Genomic DNA, 24,869 nt, shown 5'->3' with positions numbered 1-24,869 from the left:
TAATTAATGGAAAAAAAGGATCAGTTATTTAAACAAATTTTCGATACAAATTCTAAAAAGATATTCCATTTGTGTTATGGCTATACGGGAGACGAAGATGCGGCCAATGATCTTTTGCAGGAAACCTTTTTAAAGGTCTGGCAAAATCTGGACAAATTCAGGAACAAATCCCTGATTTCAACATGGATCTACAGAATTGCGGTAAATACCTGCTTAACTTATTTAAGATCAGAAAAAAGACAGGCAAAAGACGAACTTACGGATAACATCATAGAGAACAGGCCGGAAGAACTTTCAGAGAAGAACGAACAGATTGCATTGCTTTACAAGTCGATATCCAAACTGGAAGAGAACGACCGCCTGATCATTACAATGGTACTCGACGAGCTGCCGTACAATGAAATTGCAGACATTTCGGGTATCAGCGAAGGCAACCTAAGGGTAAAGATTCACCGCATTAAATTAAAACTTACAGAATTATACAATCAGCATGCAAGAATTTGATCACATACAATCGCTTTGGCAAGCACATACTGTTGAGGTTAAAATCTCGTCGGATGAAATGCTGAAGCAGGCAAAAAAAGAGGTAAACGCCATCCGCAGCAAATCCGTATTGAACATTGTGGGCATGGGCATATCTTTTGTAGCCGTAGCCAGCTTATGGTTGTTTTTCGATTTCAGTTCCTGGACTACCCATGCAGGCATCACATTATTTCTGCTAGCCATTGCCATATCGGTTTTTATGCTGTACCGTAGCCACAGACTTATAGCGGGTAACGACTTTACCACTCACCCCAATGAATTCCTTGCCAGCTTAAAACTTTACCAGATCAGTCGCTTTAACTTATACAACAAGATGTACTGGGTATATGCGATTGGCTTAAGTCTGGGTATTGTTTTCTACTTTTTTGAAATCCTTACTTATTTCGACACCTGGTTGCAATATTTAATTATATTCCTGACTTTCGGCTGGATGATTTTCTGCTCTACCTTGGTTCGGAGAGCGGTGATGAAAAAAGAAAAAGAGAGGATTGCCTTACTGATTGAAAAATTTGAGCGTCTGAGAGAACAATTTACCTCCCACTAAAATAAAAAAAGTCATCCGGACTCATCGGATGACCTTATTATTAACTAACCCAAATTAAATTCATCCAAATTTATATAGTGGGCTTCCTGGTTTCAAATTTAAGGGAACAGGCCATCTGTCGATAAGCGAAAATCACCATAATTTTTACTAAACATTAAATCTGTTGATATTTACGACTTTCCAATTGTTATCTTTATCCTTCTGGATGGTCAAAAAATTCTGCTGTGTAAAATGGTCGAATTTAAAGTCGACCCTGGATAGGATCACATTCTCACTTTCTGAAAGGATTTCATAGTTGGCTTTACAGTTGAGGGTCACATAACCGATTTTTTTATAGAAACTCAGCAGTTCCTTTTTTGTGTGCTTTATGATGGTTTTGCCCCTGCTCACGTTGACCACTGCATCGTCATCCAGGATCTCCCTTATCAGTTTTGCATCGTTATGCATTTGCGCATCAATAAAGGCATCAATAACCAGGTCGGGCTTTGCAGTAAGGCCTTTAACAGGATCAATTGATGAGGTGAATGCGACCATACCCAGTACAGCCAGACTCCTAAAAATCGTTGTTCTCATGGTTTCTTTTTTTATTAAATTTCCAGGAATCCGATAAGAAACGATGTGCCAATAACACTTTTAAATGTAAGAAAATCAATACATTAAACTACCTGTACTGACCTGGAGTGATGTTAAAAGAATTCCTGAAAAGCCGAATGAAAGAACTCGGGCATTCAAAACCGACAATGTCTACAATTTCATTTACAGGGTAATCCGTATTTCTCAATAGATGCTTCGCCTGTTGGAGCCTTACTTTGGTTAAAAACTGGTGGGGCGACTGCTGATAGGCTTGTTTAAAGGTACGCAGCAAATGGTTTACCGACAGACAAGCCATTTGCGCAATGTCGTCCAAACGTATGTTCTGATTGTAATTGCTGATCATGTAATCCCGGGCAAGCGATAAACGTCTTAAGATCTCTGTTTTTGTGGTACAGCTCAGAAATTTCAGGGCATCTTCCCTTCTGATGATTTCGGAATGGTAAAGACTATAGTAATTGATGAGGCAATGGTTAAGGTATTCATTCAAAAGGAGCTGGTCGTTAGTACCTTTTTCCAGGTGCCTGGCCAGGTGCAGCAAATTGAATTTAATGTCACCATTTAAGGTATATATCGACTCGATAAAACGGGGTTGCTCCTGTTTAAACATTTCCGGACAATCCAGTAAAGTTCTTTCATCCGAAAAGTTGGCATACTCAAAATCACGAACAAATTCAGGATCAAACCAAACCGACAAAGTATTTACCTCTACCGGCGAATCGATCCTGCTGGAATAACAGGTATCGTGGTTCAGGAAAATAAAACTACCAGGCACCAGTGTAACGGCGCGTTTCTCGATGGTATAACTTACCTCGCCCGTAAAAACTGCGTTAAATGCGTACTTACCGGTAAGCATTGGATAATAAGCACCACAAGTAACTTCACTTATGATCTCGTTCTTATTTACCAATATCCTGTTGTACTTCATTTAATTTATTCCTTATAAAACTGGTTCAGGCATCCGTGTAGTCACGCTCTTCGAGCATGATAAACTGATTACCGTTTGGATCTGTAAAACAGAGCTCAAGCCCTTTAGCCACATATCTTGGTTTCATCAGACTTGCAATACTTTTCTGTTTAAATAAATAGTAGTCCCTCAGGCAGTCATCTGTTTTTAAAACTATTGTCTCCTTTTCTGCACATTCCTTTTCAACAAGCATCACAAAATCATCATTGCTTAGCTTTAAAATAGGACATTCTTTACCCTGTATCTCGATGTTCTCATAAAAGGCAAAGCCAGGAACATTCATAAAGAAAGACAATGAAGTTTCTTTACACTTAACAAAAACTACCCTATACCCTTTATTAAAGTCCATATCTTTAAATATATGCTAGCCCCTACAACTAACTGAACATGAAACAAATTTAACGGAATACCAGTACAAAACACTAACCCTTCAGGGGGTATTTTTATTTTTAGCTGATTATCTTTTTTTCTTATGTAATTATAGATTTGACTTGAACTCAAACAAATTTGTTACAAAAACCACCCCTTAAAGGGTGATGTTTATCTGTCTGCTGATAAATATATTTACAGTTGGATAAAACCGCTTACCTTTAAACCGTGCATTTTGTCAAAATAGTTTTCATTGCCCTTTTCTGCTCAGGCATCTGTCTGCAAGGCTTTGGCCAGAGGTACAACTTTGAGCAATACGACATTCAGGACGGACTGATACAGTCGCAGGTCACTTCCATTGTACAGGACCAGAAAAGAAGATTGTGGATAGCCACCCTGGGCGGGCTCAGTTGCTTCAATGGCAGCAGCTTTGTCAACCTGGGCAAAACCAACGGGTTGAACAGCAATTTCATTCTTTCCCTGGCCCTCAACAAACAAAACAATTTATTTATAGGCTCCGACCGGGGCCTGTCGCATTACAGCAATGGTACCTTTTACAATTATAAAGGCCACAAAAACTGGACGGGCGACCTGGTCCGCAGCGCTTCAGGCGAGATCTATGGCATAGCTGAAAGACGGATTTTTAAAACAAGCGGCTTAAAAACACAACCTGTAAGGGTTACGGCTGATAGCACCGAAATGGTAACCGCATTAGGTACCGATGGTTCTGGGAATGTATGGGCCGCTGTATACCAACGTGGATTGTTTTACCTGAAAAACCACAAATGGCATGCGAAATTATTAAGCAAAGAGGTAAACAACCTGATCATCGCCGCTTTCCTGGTGGACCGGCAGAAAGCAGACAAAATCTGGCTGCTGACTACAGAAGGTATATTCATTGCCGAAAAAGGACAGCTCAGCAGGGTCTATACCGATATCATCAAAAAAGGCACTGCCATTGCCCAGGATGCCAGGGGAAACATCTGGCTGGGCACCAATAAAGGGGCCTGGTACCTTAGCAAAAACCTGCAGATCCATTTCAATGCAAAAAATGGTTTTACCGACAATGAGGTCAAACACATTTTTAAAGATGCCGAAAACAACATCTGGCTGGGGACAGATGGCTCGGGTATCTTTAAGTTTAACAGCGGAGGTTATGTTTCCTACGACGAGTCGCAGGGCCTGCAAAACAGCATTGTGATGAGCATCATAAACGGTCCCGATCCTGATGAGATCTGGATGGGAACTTACGACGGGCTTTTTGTACATAAAAACGATCAGATCAAAAGGCTGGTCATCCCTTCAGATAATGAAGACACCCGGCGCATTAACTTCCTGCTCAAAGATAGTCAGGGCAGCATCTGGATCGGTACCGTTGGCGGGGGGCTCTGGATATACAGCAATAAACGCTTCAGGCGTATAGACAATGGCAGTCGCGGTGTAGCCTGCAACAGCATTATGGAAGACAGCAGCCGGAACATCTGGCTATCTACCAATTACGGGTGTTTTATAATGGAGCACCAGACCAATAAAATTAGCCGTATTACCGGACATTTTGCCAGCAGCCTGCTCGAGATCGGTAAAGATTCTGTACTCTCCGGCACCCAGAATGGGGTTTACCTCATCCGCAACAAGAAGGAAGTACTTCCCTTAAAACCCAAAGCCCTTTCCGGTTCAAGCATCCTGTCCATGCTCAAACGCGGACCGTACATACTTTTTGGAACGGCCGACAACGGACTGGTCATCTGGAACCGGACAAACAACACTGTTAAACAACTGAGTACGAACGATGGTCTGTTTTCTGACCATATTTATGCCTTACTGGCCGACAGCAAAGGGGTCATCTGGGTGGGAACAGGCCGGGGCATAAACCGCCTCAGTTCAAAAGATTTCAGCCTGATCAGGAACAGCAATGAGAATGCGCTGGTAGTAGAATGCAACCAGAATGCCATTCTGGAACATCAGGACAACATATGGATCGGTACCACCAAAGGCGCCATCGTTTACGACAATACAGCCAGTCCTTCTGCCAGCAGCAGGCCCTATGTTTTCATCAATTCTGCTGGCGTGCTGTCTCAAAACAAAAAAGGGGGACAAAACAACCTTCAAGCTACCTATAACGAAAATGAGCTGCACAACAACATCTCCCTTCCTTACAACCGCAATCACCTCAACATCAATTTCACGGGCATTTATTTCAGCAATCCCAAAGCGGTGCTGTATCAGTACCGGCTCATAGGCCTCGACACCAAGTTTGGCCATCCCACCAGCAATTCATCTGTTAATTATACGGCCCTGCCCCCCGGCAAATATACTTTCCAGGTAAAGGCAGTCACCCCTTCCGGCATAAGTTCGGCAAAGGTTGCAGCTTTCAGCTTCGAAATTACACCGCCTTATTACCAGACCACCATTTTCAAGATCTTTATACTTTCTATTATTGTTTTGATGATCATACTTTCCGTATATGTGATCATTAACCTCAATGAGAGACAACGTAAACTGAGGCTGAAAATAAAGCTGGAAGAGCAATTTAAGATCAGAAAACAAACCGCCGAAGATTTTCATGACGATCTGGGTAACAAACTTACCCGAATATCAGTCTTATCAGAAGTACTGAACAGTATGATGGATAACAACGACACCGAAAAAAAGGCGATCATTCAAAAAATAAAAACCAATGTGAACGAACTGTATACCGGCACAAAGGATATATTGTGGTCTTTAAACCCGAAACACGACACCTTATATGAGCTGCTGAGCCGCATAAAGGAATTCGGACACGAGATGTTTAACGAAACCAGCATCTTTTTCGAGGAAGATCTTCCCCTGGCAGACATGGACAAAAGGCTTCCTTTAGAGCTTAGCCGGAATATTTTAATGATCTTTAAGGAGGCGATACACAATGCTTTAAAACATTCAAAAGCCGACCATGTCCAGTTCATTGCAAAAATCGATAAGGATATACTGGAAATTCAGCTTGAAGACAATGGGACAGGTTTTGATCTCGAATCTGCAGGCAATGGCCATGGCATCAACAATATGAATGTGCGCGCAGCCCGGATCAATGGTAAATTAAACATCAGTTCAAATCAAAAAGGTACAATTATAGCGCTCTCGGTTAAAACGCTCTCGGTTAAATCTAATAAATCTAAACCGTCAAAAGATGCATAACCAGACAGAAGCCAGGGTGGTCATTATAGAGGATGACCAGACCATCAGGGAAGGCTATAGCTACCTGATCAACAATACTTCGCCCTACCAGGTGGTAAATACTTACCCCTCTTTTGACGCTGCCAGACAAAAGATCGTTAAAGACAATCCGGATGTCATTATCCTGGACATACAAATGCCCGGAACCAATGGTATAGACGCACTTCCTGTTTTGAAGAAATTATTGCCCGAGGTTTACATCATCATGCTTACGGTGCATGAAACGGAAAAAATAATCCTGGAGGCACTGGCCAACGGGGCTTCCGGTTACTTCACTAAAAATACCCCTTCGGCAAAAGTGATCGAAGCCATTAAAGAGGTACTGCAGGGCGGCGGCCCGATGAGCCCCAATGTGGCAAAAAAAGTGATCATTTCCCTGCAAAAGAACCCGGATTCACCGCTCACCAAAAGGGAAACACAGATCCTGAGTTTAATTACCCGGGGCAAAGACCGCTCCCAGATTGCTACCGAGCTGTTTATAGAAATAGAGACCGTTAAAACACATATAAAAAACATCTACCTGAAGCTCAATGTGAACTCCAAGGCAGATGCTATAAAAGTTGCTAAAAGCAACCGTTTGGTATAAATTTATTATTCCTGTTTCACTTCATTTACAGAGAAACTGTTACCGTTTAGGCTGTACTGGATCATTTTTACCTCACCTGCCTTAACTGTAGTATCTTTTGGGTTTACAACAGGGAAAGAACGGAACAGTTCGCCATTTTTGATGAGGAATTTATCATTTCCTGCATAGCTCTTTTTCATGTTGCTGCTCAGGGGCGGAAAAGTAATTTTACGAAAATCGCCGCCTGAATATTCATAGACATTCAGGTCGAGTACGTTTTTCTTACTCAGCAGTTCAATATAAATCTCCGGATTACCGTCGTTGTCCATATCCATGTTCCAGACATCGGTGATGATCCCTTTACGTTCATTGGAAAAAGAGTTGTAATTGTTCCTTACCGAATCAGACATCAGGATCAGGTAGCCGCCTATGCTGTCTACCCCTTTCCCCCAGCTTACCACCTCAAAGTTCAGTCCGGGCTTTACATTGATGTCCTTATAAAAAGGAAATTGTCCGCTCTTTTTTTCAGCAGTTACCGTCTGCTGTTTCACTACGGTTTTTTCTTCTTTGTTCTCGCTGCAGGAAGCCATTAAAATAACTCCGCCAAGCAGGAAGGCCAACTTTGTTAAATATCTCATTGCTTTATCTGTTTATTTTCAGACTTCCCTTTTATTTGGTTTTTACGTCGGGATTGCCGTTGTTCAATATCGTTTCGGTTACCACGCTGCTTTTTCCGCCCTTGGTGATAACAATGGTTTTCAATATCTGTTTTTGTCCCTTTGGCACCTTAATTTTAATCGGCTTGGTATAAAGCTCAGCCAGTTCAGAAGGACGGGTAAGGTCAAACGTATAATATATTTTCGATCCCGGTATCGGCTCCTTTAAAGTGATGTTAAAATCTTCTCCGTTCATTACCTTCTGGTCCAGCCCCAGCGGCGTAAGCACCCAGTAATTTGTACCGGTCTTATCTAACCTGGCCAGGTGCAAGGGCAGGCGTTCTTCCGAAAAGTTTTTAAGGTCTTTACGTGCTGCAGGGCTCCAGGCTATTTCAGCCAAAGCATACATCCTTGGCAGGACCATATATTCCACTTTTTCTGCAGACTGTATGTATTCCGTCCATAGGTTTGCCTGTACGCCGATTACGTATTTCTGCTGATCGGCATTCAGCTCTTTCGGCATAGGGTCATAAGCGTATGCCAGGGAATAGGGGGCCAGTCCACCAATATTAGTAGGCTCATCTGCTGAATTAGATTGTTTATGATCGAAATACAAACCAACAGGACCGCCCGGGGTCATGATTACATCGTGATTTTGCTGGGCAGCAGCAATCCCGCCCTGCGTGCCCCTCCAGGACATCACGGTAGCATTCGGTGCCAGGCCGCCTTCCAGGATCTCGTCCCAGCCAATGATTCTGCGTCCTTTCGAGTTGATGTATTTCTCCATGCGCTGAATGAAATAGCTCTGTAGTTCATGCTCATCTTTTAGCTTCAACTTTTTCATCAGGTTCTGACAGAACTCACTTTGTTTCCAGTATTCTTTAGGGCATTCATCACCGCCAACGTGGATATATTTGGAAGGGAAAAGTGCAATTACTTCATCAAAAACATTTTCTAAGAATGTAAAGGTATTCTCGCTGGGCACAAACACATCGTCAAATACGCCCCAGGTTTGCTGTACCTGCTTGCCTTTACGCGAACCGGACCAGGGGGTTTTGGCGTCTACAAAAGTATCGCGGTCAGGAAAACAGCTCAGTTCCGGATAAGCGGCGATAGCTGCCGAAGCATGCCCTGGTAATTCTATTTCGGGTACAACATTGATGAACCTGGCCGCAGCATAGGCCACCACTTCTTTTACCTCATTTTGTGTGTAAAAGCCTTTATACTCCTCTCCATCGGTATTTACACCGGGGTGGTGACCAATAATCGTTCCGTTGCGGGATGCTCCTATTGTGGTCAGCTTAGGGTATTTTTTAATTTCTATCCTCCAGCCCTGATCGTCTGTTAAATGCCAGTGAAAGTTATTGATCTTATACTGGGCCAGCAAATTGATGTATTTTTTAACAAAAGCTACAGGAAAAAAATGACGCGACACGTCAAGGTGCATGCCCCGGTATTTAAACCTTGGATAATCGTTGATTTCAGCGGTGCTGATCAGGATCTCATTGTTCTGCTTTTCAGGCATCAGCTGTATTACCGATTGTACCCCATAAAACAGGCCTGCATCTCTACCGGTAATGGTAATGTTCTTTGGTGTAATGTTAATGGTATACCCCTCTGCCGGAAGTTTATCAGCTCCTTCGCTATTCAGAATAATCGCACGTTCATTGGCAGCTGCAGCTTTAACTGTGCGGAGGGCGAAACCACCATGGCTGGTCACAAAGGCATTTAACAGGTCGGCCGATCTGGCGTTCTTCTGGTCGTTCGAAACCAGCACAACGGTTTTATCGAGCTTAAATGTTCCTGAACCCTTTTTTACAGACACCGGTACGGGAATAATTCCCATATTGCTGTCGCTTTGTGCCTCAGCATTCACATATAAAAATGCAAGCAACACAATAGATAGTAGTTTTTTCATCAGTGTGATTGATATTAGATTGATTTCAAGCCTAAGGTAAAAAAAAAGGGACAGAATCTGTAAAAGACCCTATCCCTTTTTATAATTTGTTATTAATTATTAAACCGACTTCAAAACGTGTTCTTTAGCGGCTAAGTAACGTTCTGCATCCAATGCGGCCATACAGCCCGATCCGGCTGCAGTTACCGCCTGGCGATAATAGCTATCCTGAACATCACCGCTTGCAAAAACACCTTCAATATTTGTTTTTGTTGACCCTGGAATGGTTTTCAGATAACCGGTTTCGTCCATATCCAGCTGTCCTTTGAAAATATCTGTATTTGGTTTATGACCAATGGCCACAAAGAAACCTTCAACAGGCAGGTCTGTCTCTGCGCCGGTCTGGTTGTTCACCACTCTTACTGCAGTTACGTTTTTGCCGTTGCCCAATATTTCTTTGGTTTCAGTATTGTAGATCACCTCAATGTTTGGTGTATTCAACACCCTGTGTACCATTGCTTTTGAAGCCCTGAATTCATCCCTGCGCACCAGCATATATACTTTTTTACACAGTTTGGCCAGGTAGGTCGCTTCTTCAGCGGCCGTATCACCGGCACCAACAATGGCCACATCCTGTCCTTTAAAGAAAAACCCGTCACAAACGGCACAGGCAGAAACACCAAAGCCATTGTATTTTTGCTCACTTGGCAGTCCCAACCATTTGGCGGTAGCACCTGTAGAAATGATCACGGTATCAGCAGTAATGGTTTTGATGTCATCTACTACTACTTTATGCGGCAGCGAAGAGAAATCAACCGCACTAACGTAACCAAAACGGATATCGGTACCAAAACGCTCCGCCTGTTTACGGAAATCTTCCATCATCTCAGGGCCCATAATCCCGGCCGGGTAACCAGGGAAGTTGTCTACATCAGTAGTTTGTGTCAACTGTCCGCCAGGCTCCATACCTGTATACATAACTGGTTTCAGATCTGCCCTTGCTGCATAGATCGCAGCAGTATATCCGGCAGGTCCTGAACCTATAATTAAACATTGAACGTGTTCTGTTTCTTGTTCTTGTGACATATATTTATCTATTGTTATACAAAATTACGCTTTATCCCGCTATACACAAACAACATTGATGTAACAAATGCAACATTGTGATGTATAGATTATAATTACAATCAGGTCTGGATCACTCCTACGTTAAACTGTTTTTTTATGGGCGACTGGTTTGCGGCCTCAATGCCCGTAGAAATCACCTTACGCGTATCTTTTGGATCTATGATCCCGTCTACCCACAGGCGGGCAGCGGCATAGTAGGGTGTAGTCTGGCTGTTATACCTGTCGGTAATTTCAGACAGCAATGCAGCTTCCTTTTCGGGGCTGATCGTCTCCCCTTTGGCTTTAAGGGATGCTTCCTGGATCTGCAGCAAAACCTTTGCCGCCTGCGCGCCGCCCATTACCGCTATTTTAGCACTTGGCCAGGCATAAATCAACCTCGGATCATAGGCCTTGCCACACATGGCATAGTTACCTGCTCCATAAGAGTTGCCTACCACTATGGTAAATTTGGGTACTACAGAATTGGCCACAGCATTTACCATTTTAGCCCCGTCTTTAATGATGCCCCCATGCTCAGACCGGGAGCCCACCATAAAGCCGGTCACGTCCTGCAAAAATACCAGTGGTATCTTTTTCTGGTTGCAGTTCATGATAAAACGTGTGGCTTTATCGGCACTGTCAGAATAAATTACCCCGCCAAACTGCATTTCCCCTTTTTTAGATTTCACTACTTTACGCTGGTTGGCCACGATGCCAACTGCCCAGCCATCTATCCTTGCCAGTCCGCATATAATGCTTTGTCCGTACAGCTTTTTATATTCTTCAAAATCAGAATCATCTACCAGGCGATGGATGACATCCAGCATATCATAAGGTTTTTCCCTGTTTTCAGGCAAAATACCATAAAGTTCTTCCTCATCCAGTTTGGGCAAAGCAGGTTTGATCCTGTCGAAACCTGCCACCTCAGGCGCTCCCATTTTACTGATAATGTTACGGATACTGTCTAAACAGGCCTGATCGTTGGGATGTTTATAGTCGGTAACGCCCGATATCTCGCAGTGCGTAGTGGCACCGCCAAGTGTTTCATTGTCTACATCTTCCCCTATGGCCGATTTTACCAGGTAAGAACCGGCCAGAAATACCGACCCTGTTCCGTCAACGATCATGGCCTCATCGCTCATGATAGGCAGGTAGGCCCCTCCGGCAACGCATGACCCCATAATGGCGGCAATCTGCACAATACCTTCAGACGACATGATGGCATTGTTCCTGAACATCCTGCCAAAGTGTTCCTTATCCGGGAAGATCTCATCCTGCATGGGCAGGTAAACGCCGGCACTGTCTACCAGGTAAATTACCGGCAACCTGTTTTCCATAGCTATTTCCTGGGCCCTCAGGTTCTTTTTAGCCGTCATCGGAAACCATGCCCCCGCTTTAACCGTCGCATCATTGGCCACAATCATACATTGCCTGCCCGAGACATAGCCTATACCGCAAATTACACCGGCTGAAGGGCATCCCCCCTGTTCGGCATACATGCCCTCGGCAGCAAAAGCCCCTATCTCCAAAAATTGGGATGCGGTGTCGATCAGGTAGGCAATCCGTTCACGAGCCAGCAGCTTGCCTTTTTCCTTTTGTTTGGCTGCGCTTTTCTCTCCTCCGCCCGCAAATATTTTTTTAAGCCGTGTTTTTAATTCATAAACAGACTGCTTGTTCACGTCCTCGTTCTTATTGAATTCTATGTTCATATCGGCAAGTTAGATTTTATTTTTATGGAGAGCAAAAGTCCATTTCGGGCTTTGGTATAGCAGCATCATAAGTAAAGGGCCCGGCCGTTAAAAAAACAGCCGGGCCCTTCGTATCATTCCGGCTGCGTTTATTCTGCCGTATATTTTTTAAAGATCGACGTTGCCGTATGGCCGCCAAAACCAAAGGTATTGTTCAATACATAATTTACCGGTTGGTGAATCGATTTCCCTATAACCAGGTTCATCCCTGCAGGAATTTCAGGATCAACATTTTCCGTATTGATCGTTCCCGGAATAATGCCATCCTTTATAGCCATCACACTGATGATACTTTCAATGGCTCCCGCACCACCCAGTAAATGCCCGGTCATAGATTTGGTGGCACTGATGGCAACCGGTAAATCCTTAAATATCTTTTTAATTCCCTGCAACTCGCCGATGTCGCCCAGTCCGGTAGAAGTAGCATGTGCATTGATGTAATCAATTTTTTCAGGCCCGATACCTGCATCAGCCAGTGCTTTGGCAATACCTAAAGATGCACCCAATCCATCCGGAGGTGTACCAGTTAAATGGTAAGCATCTGCAGCCATACCGCCGCCTACCAGCTCAGCATAAATGGTGGCGCCCCTGGCAATGGCATGCTCCAGTTCTTCCAGGATCAGGGCCCCGGCACCTTCACCAATCACAAAGCCATCGCGGTCTTTATCAAAAGGTCGTGAAGCACCCGCAGGGTCATCATTTCTTTTCGACAAAGCATGTGCAGAGTTGAAGCCGCCTACAGATGATTCTGTAATGGCCGCTTCCGAACCTCCGGCTACCATGATGATGGCCTTACCCAAGCGGATGGTATCAAAAGCACTGATAATTGCAGTATTGGATGAAGCACAGGCAGAAACTGTGGCATAATTAGGGCCATGTAATTTATGACGGATAGAGATCACACCTGCAGCAATATCAACGATCATTTTAGGAATAAAATATGGACTAAACCTTGGTGTCCCATCGCCCAGATGGTATTCTTTAAGCTGCTGCTCAAAAGTACTGATCCCTCCATTGCCCGATGCCCAGATTACGCCGACCTCATAGCGTTCGTTTTCGGGCATATTTTCAAAATCAAGACCGGCATGTTTTATAGCCTGATCGCTCGCTGCTATCGCATATTGCGTATACAGATCATATTTTTTAACTTCCTTTTTATCAATATATGCTTCAACATCGAAGTCTTTCACTTCAGCAGCAAAATTGGTTTTGAATTTGGAAGTATCAAATTTTGTAATCGCTGCAGCGCCGCTTTTACCAGCCACAATGTTTTTCCAAAAGTCATCTACCGTATTCCCTAATGGGGTTATAGCGCCTAAACCTGTTACTACTACTCTTTTCATATTTATTTTGTCAACTATTTCCTAATTTATGCGATTAAAAGCCAAAAATAACATAGTTTACCGACTAAAGCTCAATTTAAGTATTAAACATTTCAAACATTGCTCAGGCTGAGGAGGTTAACTTCAACCAAATCGTTAAGCTTCAGGGGCATAAAATAAACAAGGTCGGCATCCACCGACCTAAGTTTAATTATTAACTACCTATTTTCGTTTTTTTATGAATAGGCTCTTTATTTCCCCTTTTTATAGGCATCTACACCACTTTGCAGGTAAGCAGCATATTCTTTGGCATCGAATATGGCACCCTGTGGTTTTACCAGAGGAACCAGGTCATGTCCGGCCAGCACATATAAAGGCTGGGCGTTTGACCCGTATTTTGTAGCCTGAAAATCAAGGTTCCAGTAACCCAGATCGTCAGTCTTGCGTTTCAGTATTTCAGAATAATGGATCTTGCCCGGCTCCATTTTGATGTTGCGGTCGTCTGCATACAACTGGATCAACACATATTCTTCTTTGATCAACCTGCCTACCTCTTTGTCTATCCAGACCAGGTCTTCCATTCTACGGCAGTTCACGCAGGTATGACCGGTAAAATCAAGCATCACAGGTTTACCTACTTCTTTGGCATAAGCCAGACCTTCTTCCAGTTCAAAGAATACTTTGAAACCTACTGGTGGTTTTAAGGATTCACTGTACTTCACTTTTGCCGGGAAACCTTTGGTCCCTGCAACCGAAGGGCCACTGCCGCCTGCAGTCAGGATAAAATCCTGGGTATTCATTGGCGGCGCCAGTCCGCTCAGCACACTTACCGGTGCACCCCATAAACCTGGTACCATGTATACGGCAAAGGAGAAAGACAAAATGGCAAAGAACAAACGTGGTACCGATACATAAGGCACATCACTGTCGTGCGAAAACTTGATCTTGCCCATCAGGTAAACACCCATCAGCACAAAGATCACGATCCACAGTACCAGGAAGATCTCACGGTCGAACCACTCCCAGTGCCAGGCCAGATCGGCAGAGGAAAGGAATTTTAAGGCCAAAGCCAATTCCAGGAAACCCAGGCATACCTTTACACTGTTTAACCAGCCGCCCGATTTTGGCATGCTGCTCAAAAAGCCAGGAAAGATGGCCGACAAGGTAAATGGCAGCGCCAAAGCCAGTGAGAAACCAAACATCCCAATGGCCGGGCCCAGCAGCTCTCCTTTTGAGCTGGCATCTACCAGTAAGGTACCGATAATAGGTCCTGTACAGGAGAAAGAAACCAATGCCAGTGAGGCTGCCATAAAGAAGATCCCCAGCAAACCTTTGCTGTTATCGGCTTTGCTGTCTATTTTATTGACAAATGAGCTGGGCAGGGTAATTTCGAAAGCCCCGAAAAATGAGATGGCAAATACCACCAGCAAAATAAAGAACAGGAAATTGAACAACCCGCTTGCACTCAATGCATTCAATCCGGCCGAACCAAAGATCACGGTGATCAGCAATCCGAAAGCCACATAAATAACAATGATGGACAATCCGTAGATCAGTGCCTGACCGATCCCTTTACCTTTGCTGCCTGCCCTTTTGGTAAAGTAGCTGATGGTAAGTGGTACCATCGGGAAGATACATGGCATCAGGAAGGCCAGAAAACCACCTACAAGACCGGCAATAAAAGTTTCCCAGAGGGTCTTTGATTTTTCAGCCGATGGCGCTGCAGCTTTGGTATCCGCCTTAACGGTGGTAGTATCACTGCTTACACTGTCTTTCGTTGTGTTTGCAGGGGCCACAGCAGCTGTATCTGCAGAAGCAGGCGTTGTTTCCGGCGTAATTTCTGTAAATTCAATATCGGCCATACTCGTGTCGGCCTCTTGTGCCCATACAGCAGTACCTGTACCCAGGAACAAAAACAATGCTAAGGTCAGCAGTCGTATATTAAAAAATTTGGTGTGGTTTAGTTTCATATTTCTTTTCTAAAAACAAGCTATTTTAAACGGCAGATTGGCTGGTACCCGGTAAATACAGTATCTGTAGATACGAACGAATCTTTAATGGTCTCTTCTTTTACCAGGTCGGTGCTCAGGTATTTTTTGTTACTGTCGCTCAGTATGGTCACTACAATGGCATCATCGCCCATTTGTTCCCTCAACTTGATGGCCCCTATTACATTTGCGCCAGATGAAATCCCAACGGCAAGCCCCAGTTCTTTGGCCAGTTTTTGCGCCATAATAATGGCATCACCATCGTTGGCCTGTATCACCTCGTCCAGTTCGTCCAGCTTTACGATCTCAGGAATAAATTCATCAGAAATCCCCTGGATACGATGACTGCCCACTTTATAACCGGTGGTCAATGTCGGGCTTTCGGCAGGCTCCAGCGGGTGGATTTTGATTTCAGGGTTACGGGCCTTTAAGCCTTTTCCTACGCCCATTACCGTACCTCCGGTACCTACACCGGCAACAAAAGCATCAGGTTTAAGACCATTCAGCTTCAATTGTTCCCAAATCTCCATTCCGGTAGTTTTTTCATGCGCTTCCTCATTGTACTGGTTTTCAAACTGTCTTGGTAAAAACACCCCACCTTTGGCGGCCATTTCTTCGCAAAGTCTGATGCTGCCTAAAAAGCCGCCCTGTTCTTTACTGATCAGGATCACTTCGGCGCCCATGCTCCTGATGATATCTATACGTTCTTTACTTAACCAGTTGGGCATGATAATTTTAACCGGATGCCCCAGGGCCCTACCAATAGCGGCAAATGCAATACCTGTATTGCCGCTTGTAGCTTCAATAATGGTATCACCAGGTTTTATGGCACACGATTTATAGGCGTGGTACATAATGTTCAAAGCCATCCTGTCTTTCACACTCCCTGTAAGGTTGTAATGCTCACACTTCACAAAAACTTTCCCGGCTTTTCCTTTATAGGTATATTGCAGCTCCAGCATTGGGGTATTCCCAACCAGGTGCCACAGGTGTTGAAATTTGTTGTTCAGGTCGGGCGATAAACAAGCCTGCTCCAGATTTTCAGTTAACATTTTTATATTAAATAATTTTCAGTAAAACTCTTTAATACAAGTTATAATAACAATACGCCCTTTTATTTCCGAAAATTTTTCAGAAAAAAGGCCATAAACAACAATTTCTTTCAGCCAGACTTTCGTTTTATCCTGAGCTATTGTATTTTTTTACAGCTGTGTGATTTTTAAGTTCCGGAAATGAATCTCAGCGCCTTCCGATTCCAGGCACAAATAACCCTTTTTTACAGTTGACCTGCTGATACCGTTTACAAATTTGCCGTTTACCGACAATTTAATCGTCCCATCTACACAAACCACACGGTAACTGTTCCATTCTCCCCTGCCTTTGCAGCGGTTTTCTACAGATTTACTGCGTTCACCTCTCGGATTATCAGGAATGGTGGTTACACCGCCAACACCAAACAGCTCGCCATGCACATAGGCTATCGGCTGTTCCACACCATCTTTGGCGTTCAGCTTTACCCAGTCCAGCTCCAGCATCTGCACTTCTACCCCACCCGGCAGGCGGTTCTTTTCGCCCGGTTTGGCATCGCTCCATACAAATATCCCTGAATTGCCACCGGCCTCCAGGTGTTTCCACTCTACTTCAAGGATAAAATTATCGTAAAGCTTTTCAGAACGCATTACCCCGATGGGTTTACCGGTGCAGATCAGCAGATCCTTCTCCAGCCGCCAGGTATCCGGGTCTGTATTTACGTTTATCCAGCTGATGCTTTGTTTTTTGGCTTTCCCGGCAGGGCCCGGCAATTCGGTTTCCTGCCCGAATTGTATGGGTTTTACCTGTGCGTACGCAGTTACAACATACAGCAATAACTGCAAAAAGGCCACAGCCATTCCTCTAAATACATTCATGATATATAAATGCAGGTGCTTAAATCACTTTGGTTATACCTGGTAAAGCTACCGGCTGGTCGTCCCATTTCATATCCCAGCTGTAATCTTCAAATTTTGGTCCCAGGGCTACATTTGAGTTCAGGGCATCTTCATAACTGATGGTTTGTCCGCTATAAGCTGCCATACGGCCCCAGATAGACAATAAAGTACTCTGCGTCATGAACTCGCCATTGTTGATCGGCGTACCGTTCCTGATGGAAGCAAACAGCTCGTTGTGCTGTATCTGATACATATTTTTCTTTTCGCCCTCGTATTTCCAGTTGTTCTTGCCGCTCAGTTCATATTTCATACCCACGTTGATATAGGCGCTGCCTTCTGTACCGAGCACATCGACTGTATTGCGGTGCGATGTTCCCTCCTGCTGCCTGCAGAAATGGAAACCTTTGGCACCGTTGGCATAGCCAAACTCTACAGCAAAATGATCGTATATGTTTCCGTAGATCTCGTTTACCCGCACCTGCCTTCCACCGGTTGCGGTACAGGTTAGCGGCATTTTATCGCCCATGGCCCATGACATCATGTCCAAGCTATGCACAGCCTGTTCCACAATAAAATCGCCCGAAAGCCAGTTGTGGTAATGCCAGTTGCGCATTTTATAGGTAAGGTCGTTCCAGTCGGGCTGGCGCGGGTTAGACCAGTTGCCTGAGCCGTTCCTGAAGGTAGAGATGGTTTTGATCTCCCCTACATCACCATTTAAAACACGGCTAAATACGCCCCTTGAGGGCAGGTCGTACCGGAAGCAAAAGCCCGATACCAGGGCAAGGTTTTTCTCCTGCGCCTTTTTTGCTGCTGCCAGCACTTTACGGATCCCCGGCGAATCAACCGCCACAGGCTTTTCACAGAACACATGTTTACCGGCGTTTATTGCCGCAGTTAACTGATCTGGCCTGAAAGCAGGCGGGGTGGTTAACAATACCACATCCACTCCTGAATCTATGACCTTCTGATAAGCATCAAAGCCTATGAATTTTCTTTTTTTATCTACCTTAACCCTTTTTGCGTCAATATTGGTAAGCGCGCTCAGGGCCCCTTCCAGACGGTCTTCAAAAACATCACCCAGGGCGGTTATGACCACATCAGGATCGGCAGCCAATGCCTGCGCTGCAGCCCCAGTCCCTCTTCCGCCACAACCGATTAAACCTGCCTTAAGGGTTTTGGCAGAACTGAACAACGGCGATCCGAAGCCGGTTTGGGAAGCCAGTGTGGCACCCAGCACAACTATACCCGATTTCTTTATAAAAGACCTCCTGTTTGTTAAATTTAAATCATTCATCATATTTGGTTTCATTTGATATATAAAAATAGAAATTATATTATGAATGACCGAATTAATGTTATTTTTTAAAAAGTATAGCGCATTGATTTTTAGCCAATTTGCCCGGTAATGAAGTTTGCCCTTTCCAAAACCGGGAATTTTGGCAATTCTATAAGTACATACCCAAGATCGGCATATACGACTTTCATGACCTCGTAGGTAGCCACCGCCTCATCAAACGACTGCTTCCTTTCCGCATCGTTCCTGTAAATTTCGGCCCATGGAGGTGTAATAAATACCTTTTGGTTGTACCTCAGTGCTTTTGCCGCACGCAACATATCATCAGGAACCGGAAGTCTGCAAAGTTGCAGGTAACCAATTACATCAGGAATGCCCCGGTCAAAATATACGGGGCCCTGGCCTGCCGTATGGGCTTTGAAATCATTTACCGCACAATTGAACATTGCCCTGGCAAAAAGAGCCGGGTCTTTCCAGGGTAGGGCTTTTCTCCCACGCAACTGTTCATCTATAATGATCTTGCGGCCCGACTCTTCGATGCAGGTATAACCCAGGTGTTCCAGTTCCTTAAGCAATGTGGTTTTACCCATGCCCGGCCCGCCAGTGATCACATAAAAACTATCTTTGAGCATCGGTAACATCAGCAGCCGCTTACGCAGATTTCTTTTTCCCCTCAATATTAGGCAGAAACCCGGTAATGATACCAATCAGGGGCAGGAAAGCACAGATGTGGAATACATATTCAATACTGGTGCTATCGGCAAGTTTGCCCAGCAAAGCAGAACCAATTCCGCCCATACCAAATGCAAAACCAAAGAAAAGGCCAGCAACCAGGCCTACCTTACCCGGGATCAATTCCTGGGCATACACCAGGATGGCCGAGAAAGCAGAAGCAAGGATCATCCCGATGGGAACGATCAGCACGCCTGTCCAGAATAAATTTGCATAAGGCAGCATCAATGCAAAGGGAGCGGTACCCAGGATAGAGAACCAGATGACATATTTACGGCCAAACCTGTCGCCCACCGGGCCACCCACCAATGTACCTGCAGCAACTGAAAACAGGAATACAAACAGATAAAGCTGTGAAGTTTGCACCGATACATGGAACTTATCAATTAAATAGAAAGTAAAATAACTGGTTAAACTGGCCATGTAAAAGTATTTTGAAAAGATGAGCACCAGCAAAATAACAACTGCAGTTACCACCCTGGTTTTCGAAAAATTATTGGTCACAACAGTCAATTTACTGCCATGTTTAGCCCTTAAATTTACCATATAGCCTTTATACCATTTGCCTACCCGGGTCAATATCATAATGGCCAGCAAGGCAATGATAGAGAACCAGATCACACTAAACTGCCCGTTGGGCACAATAATCCAGGCAGCCAGCAATGGTCCTATTGAACTCCCGGCATTTCCGCCCAGCTGAAAAATAGATTGTGCCAGCCCGCGGCGCCCGCCGGATGCCGCATGTGCCATCCGCGAAGCCTCAGGATGAAAAATGGAGGATCCGGTACCAATTAAGGCTACCGAAAGCAGCATAAAATAAAATCCGGTAGACAGGGATAAAGTGATCAGACCTATCAATGTAAAACCCATTCCAATGGCCAGTGAGTAGGGCTGAGGTTTTTTATCGGTATACAAGCCTACAAAAGGCTGAAATAAAGAAGCAGCCATCTGGAAGGCAAGGGTGATGAGGCCAATTTGCGAGAAGCTAAGGTTATAATTGTCTTTAACCAACGGATAGATAGCCGGAATGAGCGACTGTATGGTATCGTTCAGTAAGTGGGAAAAGCTGATGGCAAACAGTATGGGAAATACGGTTTGCTGTGCAACTTGTTTGGGGTCAATGGTACTTGTACTTGTTTCTTTCATGTTGTTATTGAGATACGTGTCCTAATATTTTTGCGGCAATGCTCCAGGCTTTCTTGGAATCGCCGGCGATGATGCTTTTCAGCAGCTGTTCGTGAATGGGGTAAGTTTCTTCAAAAATCACTGTGTCGGGGTATATGGTCATAAACCAATTCTTCAGGTGTATGGCGGTCGACTTATAAAGTTCGGCCAGGATCTCATTTTTTGAGGCTTCGGCAATGGCCATATGAAATTTTACATCTGCATCAATACAGGCCTCTTTTAAGCCCATGATCGCGGCGTTCTTCCTGTCCTCGAGGTGACCTTTAATGACCATGATATCGACATCTGTCCTGTTTCGTGCGGCGAGTTCGGCAATCTTCATTTCCAGCAGCTGCCGCACCTGGTCCAGGTCCTGCACGTTGGCGCGTTTTAGGCGCTGCTCCATAGGTTCCCTGGTGCCGGTTACCTGTTCTACAAAAGTACCAGCCCCCTGCTGTACCCGCAATAAGCCCGTATTGGTCAGGATTTTTATGGCTTCACGTATGGTAGAACGGCCAACGCCAAAGCTTTTCATCAGTTCGGGCTCTATAGGTAGCTTATCGTTTAACTGGTATTTGCCCAATAAAATCTGCTCCTGAATTTTGGATGCTACTTCATCCGCAAGAGACTTTTTAATGATTCTGTTTCCCATGTACTATTCATCATATCATCAGATGAATTGCAAAGGTAAAACTTTATGATCAAAACGCAAGGCTTCGGCCTAATATTTGTTAGGATACAGACAATCGTACTATGAAAAAAATTTTATCTGTTTTACTGATTATCCTCACAAAAATTGCTTTTGCACAAAGCATTTCCGTAAAAGATTTTGATACGATAGTAGTCAAACAAAAACATCCAAAATCGTTAAGCGGGGATACCTACCGGTTCATTGAACGAAAGATCCCTTTCTATTCCATTTCAGGTAGTGCTCCTTACAACCAAAACGGAAACATACAGGTTACAGCCGAAACATTCAGAAACAACAGCACGCAGGAAATCTTACAGGTGTCTGTTCGGGAAACCGATTCCATCAAACACATCATCAGTATTGAAATACGCTATACTGCACCCAAACCTGTTATTCAGGAAATGGAGAAAAGCTTTCGTGAAAATGGATACAGATACAAAAAGAGAAAAAAACAGTATATCAGAAAAAAAACACGAAAGGAGTATCAAATGATCACAACGAGAGCAAATTGCCTTTATGTATCTGAATTTGATCAGCAGCCCGAAATTGTTTTTACCACCCACAAGGACCTTCCAAAATCAACAAAATAAAAATTCCACTATGGCACTTCAGCAAATTCTTCCAAAAGTATTTTATTCAGATATTCATGTAGGACTGAAATTTTTCATTGATGGCATGGGCTTTACACTCGGTTACCATGACGATTCCCTATACATCGTTAACCGGGATGACATTACTTTTCTGCTGGTAGACAGCAAAGAATTTGCAGAGGGTGACCGGCCTGAAATCAGAATAGCGACCAATGATATTGAGGCCATCTACCGTGAGATCAAAGATCGTGCACCGGAAATTCTGCATCCCAATTCCAATAGAGTGATTACCAAACCCTGGGGACTTAAAGAATTTGCCACGCTTGACCCTACTACTGTCTGCATTATATTTCAGCAAGCTATATGATCCTTTGCTAAAGCTTACCTGCTGCGCCTGTTACCCCAACCTTATACCATTTGCCCTGATTGTATAAAGCACCTTCATGATGCCCTTTATGCTGGTTTACATCAATCCCCAGCACTTTACCATTGTAATAAAAGCCAACATTGGTATCGGTAATGGTATGGCCTACAATAATGCGTTTAACCTTATAGAGCGAAAGGGTTTCATCAACCTCCTGTTCTGTTGCCTTTGGTTCATGAAAATATCCCCGGTACCAGAACAAGGACGATTTTGTCCCATCAAAAAATTTCCATATGGTTTTATCTGCAAACAAATCCGGCTTTTTGGCTTTATCGTAATAAGGTCTGCAGCTTTCATTGATCTGCTTTAAGCTCATGTTAAGCTTATTGATCTCGGGTGCCACGCCGGCATGCAGACAAAGGTTATCACCTATTTTCTCTACCAGGTTCTTACTGCGCAGCCAGCGCCCCAGTTCGGTATCCGGCCCGTAAAGTTCCATATAGTCGTACCCCATCAGCTTTGCATTGCTGAAATACTTTTCTTTAACGTAACGTACGTCTCCGCTCAGGTTCATGATGTCGTGGTTGCCCAGAATGGTATGCAAATAACCACCTTTTGTTTTAGCATCCTGCTCCAGTTTATACAAAAGCCATATGGTTGCCGGCACATCCAATCCCCGGTCAAACAGGTCGCCGCAAATAACCAGGTGTCCCTTGCCAAAGGTCCAGTTGTAATGTTCGTCCATCACCCTGTTGGCCAGCAGCAGCTTCCTTAAAGCTTCAAACTCGCCCTCTATATCCGAAAGTGCCAGCAATTTATCCGGCTGCCTGAATTCGGAAGGTTCATTAACAAGCGTAGTTTGCAGTTTTACTGTAAAGTCCCAACCGGGATGATCGGAAAAACGGACCACAACGGGTACTTTATCTTTTCCTTTCAGCGGATAGCGCTCAGTTACAGCTTGCGCGCCTTTGTCTTTACCAGGCTCGATCCGGCTAATTACCATAGCCCCGCCACGGTACAGTACGTAAGGGCCGTCGTTCTTATTTCCGGCCTGCTGTGCCTGCAGGTTTACATTAAAAAAAAGTAAACCTGCGGCAAGCATTGGCATCATGCGAAACAGCATCATCATTTAATTGGTTTTATAAGCCTCATTCTGTTCCATATTCGGGTTGGAGTTCATCTCGGCCAGCGGAATAGGCAATATGGTCCGTAACGAAGTATTGGGAACAGCAATGGTAGCCCCATCTGCACGGTATTTGGTGAAATTCTGCTTGTTGCGCGTAAGATCGAACAAGCGGTGTCCTTCAAAAGCAAATTCCTTACGGTTTTCCAGCAAAATCAGGGCCTGCAAAGCTGTTCCTGTTTCGGTAGTGGTTGGTTTGGCGGTATCGGCACGTTTGGCTACCGCATCCAGATCGGCTGCTGCCAGTGCATCCTTACCTGTTTGTCTGGCCCTTGCTTCTGCCCTGATCAGGTATGCTTCCGATAAACGTATCACCTTAACCCCCTCTTCATAAGTGGTGGTATTGTTGTATTTGTTGATGATCACTGCAGGATCCTCACCACCCGATCCTGATCTTTTACTTTTGGCCATAAAGCCACGGCGTACATCTGTAGCGGTATATTTGTTATACAGGTCGTCGGTGGCCAGGCCATCGCCATAACTGGCACCCTGCAGCAAAAAGGCTACCAGGGCATCTGTACCCAGGTTACTGGTCGTATTGTACACAATCTCAAAAATCGTTTCGCTATTGTTCTGGTTCCTAAAATTGGTAGCACCACTTACATAGTTGGCATTGCTCAGTAAAGTATATTTATTACCGGTAATTACCTCGGTGGCCAGGGTTTCGGCATTTGCCCAGTCTTCCATATATAAGTATACCCTGGCCAGCAATGCTTTTGCTGCGTAATGTGTAATATGCCCTTTATTAGAAGCTGCAAAACCCACCGGTGCTGCGGCAGGCATTAGGGTAGCCGCCTTTACCAGGTCGTTTACCACCTGGGTATAGCCCTCTTTTACTGTATTGCGTGATGGCGAGATCACATCTTCCTTGCTGGTACCGCTTTTGTTTACAACCGGGATACCAATATGGCCTGCAGCAGCAGTAGCATTGTAAGGCAAGGCATACAAACGCAACAGGTCAAAATGTGCCAGCGCCCTTAAGGTATAAGCCTCGCCAATCAGGTGGTTTACTTCTGCTTTCTGGGTTTCAGGAACATTCAGCAGTTCGCCTTTGGAAATAATGATGTTTGCATTCACAATGGTACGGTACAAGATGTTCCAGGTTTCAGCCGAACGGCTGTCGTTCGCTGCCGCATTATACTGGTCATAAGCCGTATAACGGTTAGAATTACGCCTGCTGATATACAAGTTATCGGACATCACTTCCGGATAGATCACCATGCTCCGTCCGTAATAAGCAGCACTTTGCAGCAGTGCATAAGTACCCATTACCGCAGCCTTGGTACTAGGCAAATCTATCACTACCATATCCACAGCGGTTTGCTGTTGAGGATCAACCTCAAGGAATTCCTTTTTACATGCACTGAATGACAGAACCATCAACAGCACAGCTAGTATTTTATATGATTTTTTCAT

The 24,869-nt window shown here is 44.4% G+C and carries 23 protein-coding genes; 6 read left to right on the top strand and 17 right to left on the bottom strand.

The features are described 5' to 3' along the window. The first annotated feature begins 6 nt into the window (after positions 1–6). Positions 7–504 (top strand): RNA polymerase sigma factor, encoded by a 498-nt coding sequence (locus tag ABIE26_RS03170; protein ID WP_084240278.1) that lies wholly within the window; start codon positions 7–9, stop codon positions 502–504. Beyond that, entirely contained in the window at positions 491–1,087 is a 597-nt protein-coding gene (locus ABIE26_RS03165) for a hypothetical protein (RefSeq protein ID WP_310140090.1), read from the top strand. Before ABIE26_RS03170 ends, ABIE26_RS03165 begins: the two co-directional genes overlap by 14 nt. 147 nt (positions 1,088–1,234) lie before the next feature. Here the strand turns inward: ABIE26_RS03165 and ABIE26_RS03160 are convergent, their stop codons facing one another. From ABIE26_RS03160 to ABIE26_RS03150, 3 genes are all read right to left on the bottom strand, one after another. Further along, a complete protein-coding gene (locus ABIE26_RS03160) occupies positions 1,235–1,660 on the bottom strand; it encodes a hypothetical protein (protein ID WP_310140092.1) in 426 nt (141 codons plus the stop codon). Between the two features lie 88 nt (positions 1,661–1,748). Then, positions 1,749–2,606 carry an AraC family transcriptional regulator gene (locus ABIE26_RS03155; RefSeq protein WP_310140094.1) on the bottom strand — a complete coding sequence of 286 codons (858 nt, stop codon included), beginning with the start codon at positions 2,604–2,606 and terminating at the stop codon, positions 1,749–1,751. 25 nt (positions 2,607–2,631) lie between these two features. Beyond that, the gene (locus tag ABIE26_RS03150; protein ID WP_310140096.1) at positions 2,632–2,994 is read right to left on the bottom strand and encodes a hypothetical protein; all 363 of its coding nucleotides are present in this window, start codon (positions 2,992–2,994) and stop codon (positions 2,632–2,634) included. 248 nt (positions 2,995–3,242) lie between these two features. Between ABIE26_RS03150 and ABIE26_RS03145 the strand changes: the two genes are divergently transcribed. Next, positions 3,243–6,185, top strand: a complete 2,943-nt coding sequence (locus tag ABIE26_RS03145) for a ligand-binding sensor domain-containing protein (protein ID WP_310140109.1) — start codon at positions 3,243–3,245, stop codon at positions 6,183–6,185. Continuing rightward, complete coding sequence (locus ABIE26_RS03140; RefSeq protein ID WP_310140111.1) at positions 6,178–6,810, top strand: response regulator transcription factor; 633 nt, start codon at positions 6,178–6,180, stop codon at positions 6,808–6,810. The genes ABIE26_RS03145 and ABIE26_RS03140 overlap by 8 nt, the downstream gene beginning before the upstream one ends. A 5-nt stretch (positions 6,811–6,815) precedes the next feature. Here the strand turns inward: ABIE26_RS03140 and ABIE26_RS03135 are convergent, their stop codons facing one another. The 12 genes from ABIE26_RS03135 to ABIE26_RS03080 all read right to left on the bottom strand — a co-directional run bounded on the left by ABIE26_RS03135 (position 6,816) and on the right by ABIE26_RS03080 (position 21,277). After that, entirely contained in the window at positions 6,816–7,427 is a 612-nt protein-coding gene (locus ABIE26_RS03135; RefSeq protein ID WP_310140113.1) for a hypothetical protein, read from the bottom strand. A gap of 31 nt (positions 7,428–7,458) precedes the next feature. Continuing rightward, positions 7,459–9,363: a beta-N-acetylhexosaminidase gene (locus ABIE26_RS03130; protein ID WP_310140116.1), complete on the bottom strand. Its 1,905-nt coding sequence runs from the start codon at positions 9,361–9,363 to the stop codon at positions 7,459–7,461. A gap of 99 nt (positions 9,364–9,462) precedes the next feature. Beyond that, entirely contained in the window at positions 9,463–10,428 is a 966-nt protein-coding gene (gene trxB / locus ABIE26_RS03125) for a thioredoxin-disulfide reductase (protein ID WP_310140119.1), read from the bottom strand. 101 nt (positions 10,429–10,529) lie between these two features. Next, positions 10,530–12,158: an acyl-CoA carboxylase subunit beta gene (locus tag ABIE26_RS03120; protein WP_310140122.1), complete on the bottom strand. Its 1,629-nt coding sequence runs from the start codon at positions 12,156–12,158 to the stop codon at positions 10,530–10,532. A 128-nt stretch (positions 12,159–12,286) separates the two neighbouring features. Beyond that, positions 12,287–13,540, bottom strand: a complete 1,254-nt coding sequence (gene fabF / locus ABIE26_RS03115; RefSeq protein WP_310140125.1) for a beta-ketoacyl-ACP synthase II — start codon at positions 13,538–13,540, stop codon at positions 12,287–12,289. Between the two features lie 230 nt (positions 13,541–13,770). Beyond that, positions 13,771–15,489 carry a protein-disulfide reductase DsbD family protein gene (locus tag ABIE26_RS03110; RefSeq protein ID WP_310140128.1) on the bottom strand — a complete coding sequence of 573 codons (1,719 nt, stop codon included), beginning with the start codon at positions 15,487–15,489 and terminating at the stop codon, positions 13,771–13,773. Positions 15,490–15,509: 20 nt separating this feature from the next. After that, a complete protein-coding gene (locus ABIE26_RS03105) occupies positions 15,510–16,559 on the bottom strand; it encodes a PLP-dependent cysteine synthase family protein (RefSeq protein ID WP_310140130.1) in 1,050 nt (349 codons plus the stop codon). 150 nt (positions 16,560–16,709) lie between these two features. Further along, positions 16,710–17,414, bottom strand: coding sequence for a 3-keto-disaccharide hydrolase (locus ABIE26_RS03100; protein WP_310140131.1), 705 nt, complete (start codon positions 17,412–17,414; stop codon positions 16,710–16,712). Positions 17,415–17,433: 19 nt separating this feature from the next. After that, positions 17,434–18,732 (bottom strand): Gfo/Idh/MocA family protein, encoded by a 1,299-nt coding sequence (locus ABIE26_RS03095; RefSeq protein WP_354375003.1) that lies wholly within the window; start codon positions 18,730–18,732, stop codon positions 17,434–17,436. A gap of 89 nt (positions 18,733–18,821) precedes the next feature. Continuing rightward, on the bottom strand, positions 18,822–19,370 hold the full coding sequence (locus ABIE26_RS03090) for an AAA family ATPase (RefSeq protein WP_310140134.1): 549 nt from the start codon (positions 19,368–19,370) through the stop codon (positions 18,822–18,824). A gap of 10 nt (positions 19,371–19,380) precedes the next feature. Beyond that, positions 19,381–20,607, bottom strand: a complete 1,227-nt coding sequence (locus ABIE26_RS03085; RefSeq protein WP_310140136.1) for an MFS transporter — start codon at positions 20,605–20,607, stop codon at positions 19,381–19,383. Between the two features lie 4 nt (positions 20,608–20,611). Beyond that, positions 20,612–21,277 carry a FadR/GntR family transcriptional regulator gene (locus ABIE26_RS03080; RefSeq protein WP_310140137.1) on the bottom strand — a complete coding sequence of 222 codons (666 nt, stop codon included), beginning with the start codon at positions 21,275–21,277 and terminating at the stop codon, positions 20,612–20,614. A 101-nt stretch (positions 21,278–21,378) separates the two neighbouring features. On the opposite strand from ABIE26_RS03080, the gene ABIE26_RS03075 reads away from it, so the two are divergent. Both ABIE26_RS03075 and ABIE26_RS03070 read left to right on the top strand, forming a co-directional pair. Beyond that, the gene (locus tag ABIE26_RS03075; RefSeq protein WP_310140139.1) at positions 21,379–21,906 is read left to right on the top strand and encodes a hypothetical protein; all 528 of its coding nucleotides are present in this window, start codon (positions 21,379–21,381) and stop codon (positions 21,904–21,906) included. 10 nt (positions 21,907–21,916) lie between these two features. Continuing rightward, positions 21,917–22,273, top strand: coding sequence for a hypothetical protein (locus ABIE26_RS03070; RefSeq protein ID WP_310140140.1), 357 nt, complete (start codon positions 21,917–21,919; stop codon positions 22,271–22,273). 7 nt (positions 22,274–22,280) lie between these two features. On the opposite strand, the gene ABIE26_RS03065 is transcribed toward ABIE26_RS03070, so the two are convergent. Both ABIE26_RS03065 and ABIE26_RS03060 read right to left on the bottom strand, forming a co-directional pair. Beyond that, positions 22,281–23,399, bottom strand: coding sequence for a metallophosphoesterase (locus tag ABIE26_RS03065; RefSeq protein ID WP_310140141.1), 1,119 nt, complete (start codon positions 23,397–23,399; stop codon positions 22,281–22,283). Then, positions 23,400–24,869 carry a RagB/SusD family nutrient uptake outer membrane protein gene (locus ABIE26_RS03060; RefSeq protein ID WP_310140143.1) on the bottom strand — a complete coding sequence of 490 codons (1,470 nt, stop codon included), beginning with the start codon at positions 24,867–24,869 and terminating at the stop codon, positions 23,400–23,402.

This window comes from Pedobacter africanus (genome assembly GCF_040548825.1).
Taxonomy (GTDB): Bacteria; Bacteroidota; Bacteroidia; order Sphingobacteriales; family Sphingobacteriaceae; genus Pedobacter; species Pedobacter africanus_A.
The sequence above is the reverse complement of the archived record's forward strand: the minus strand, read 5'-3'. Positions and strand labels throughout refer to the sequence as shown.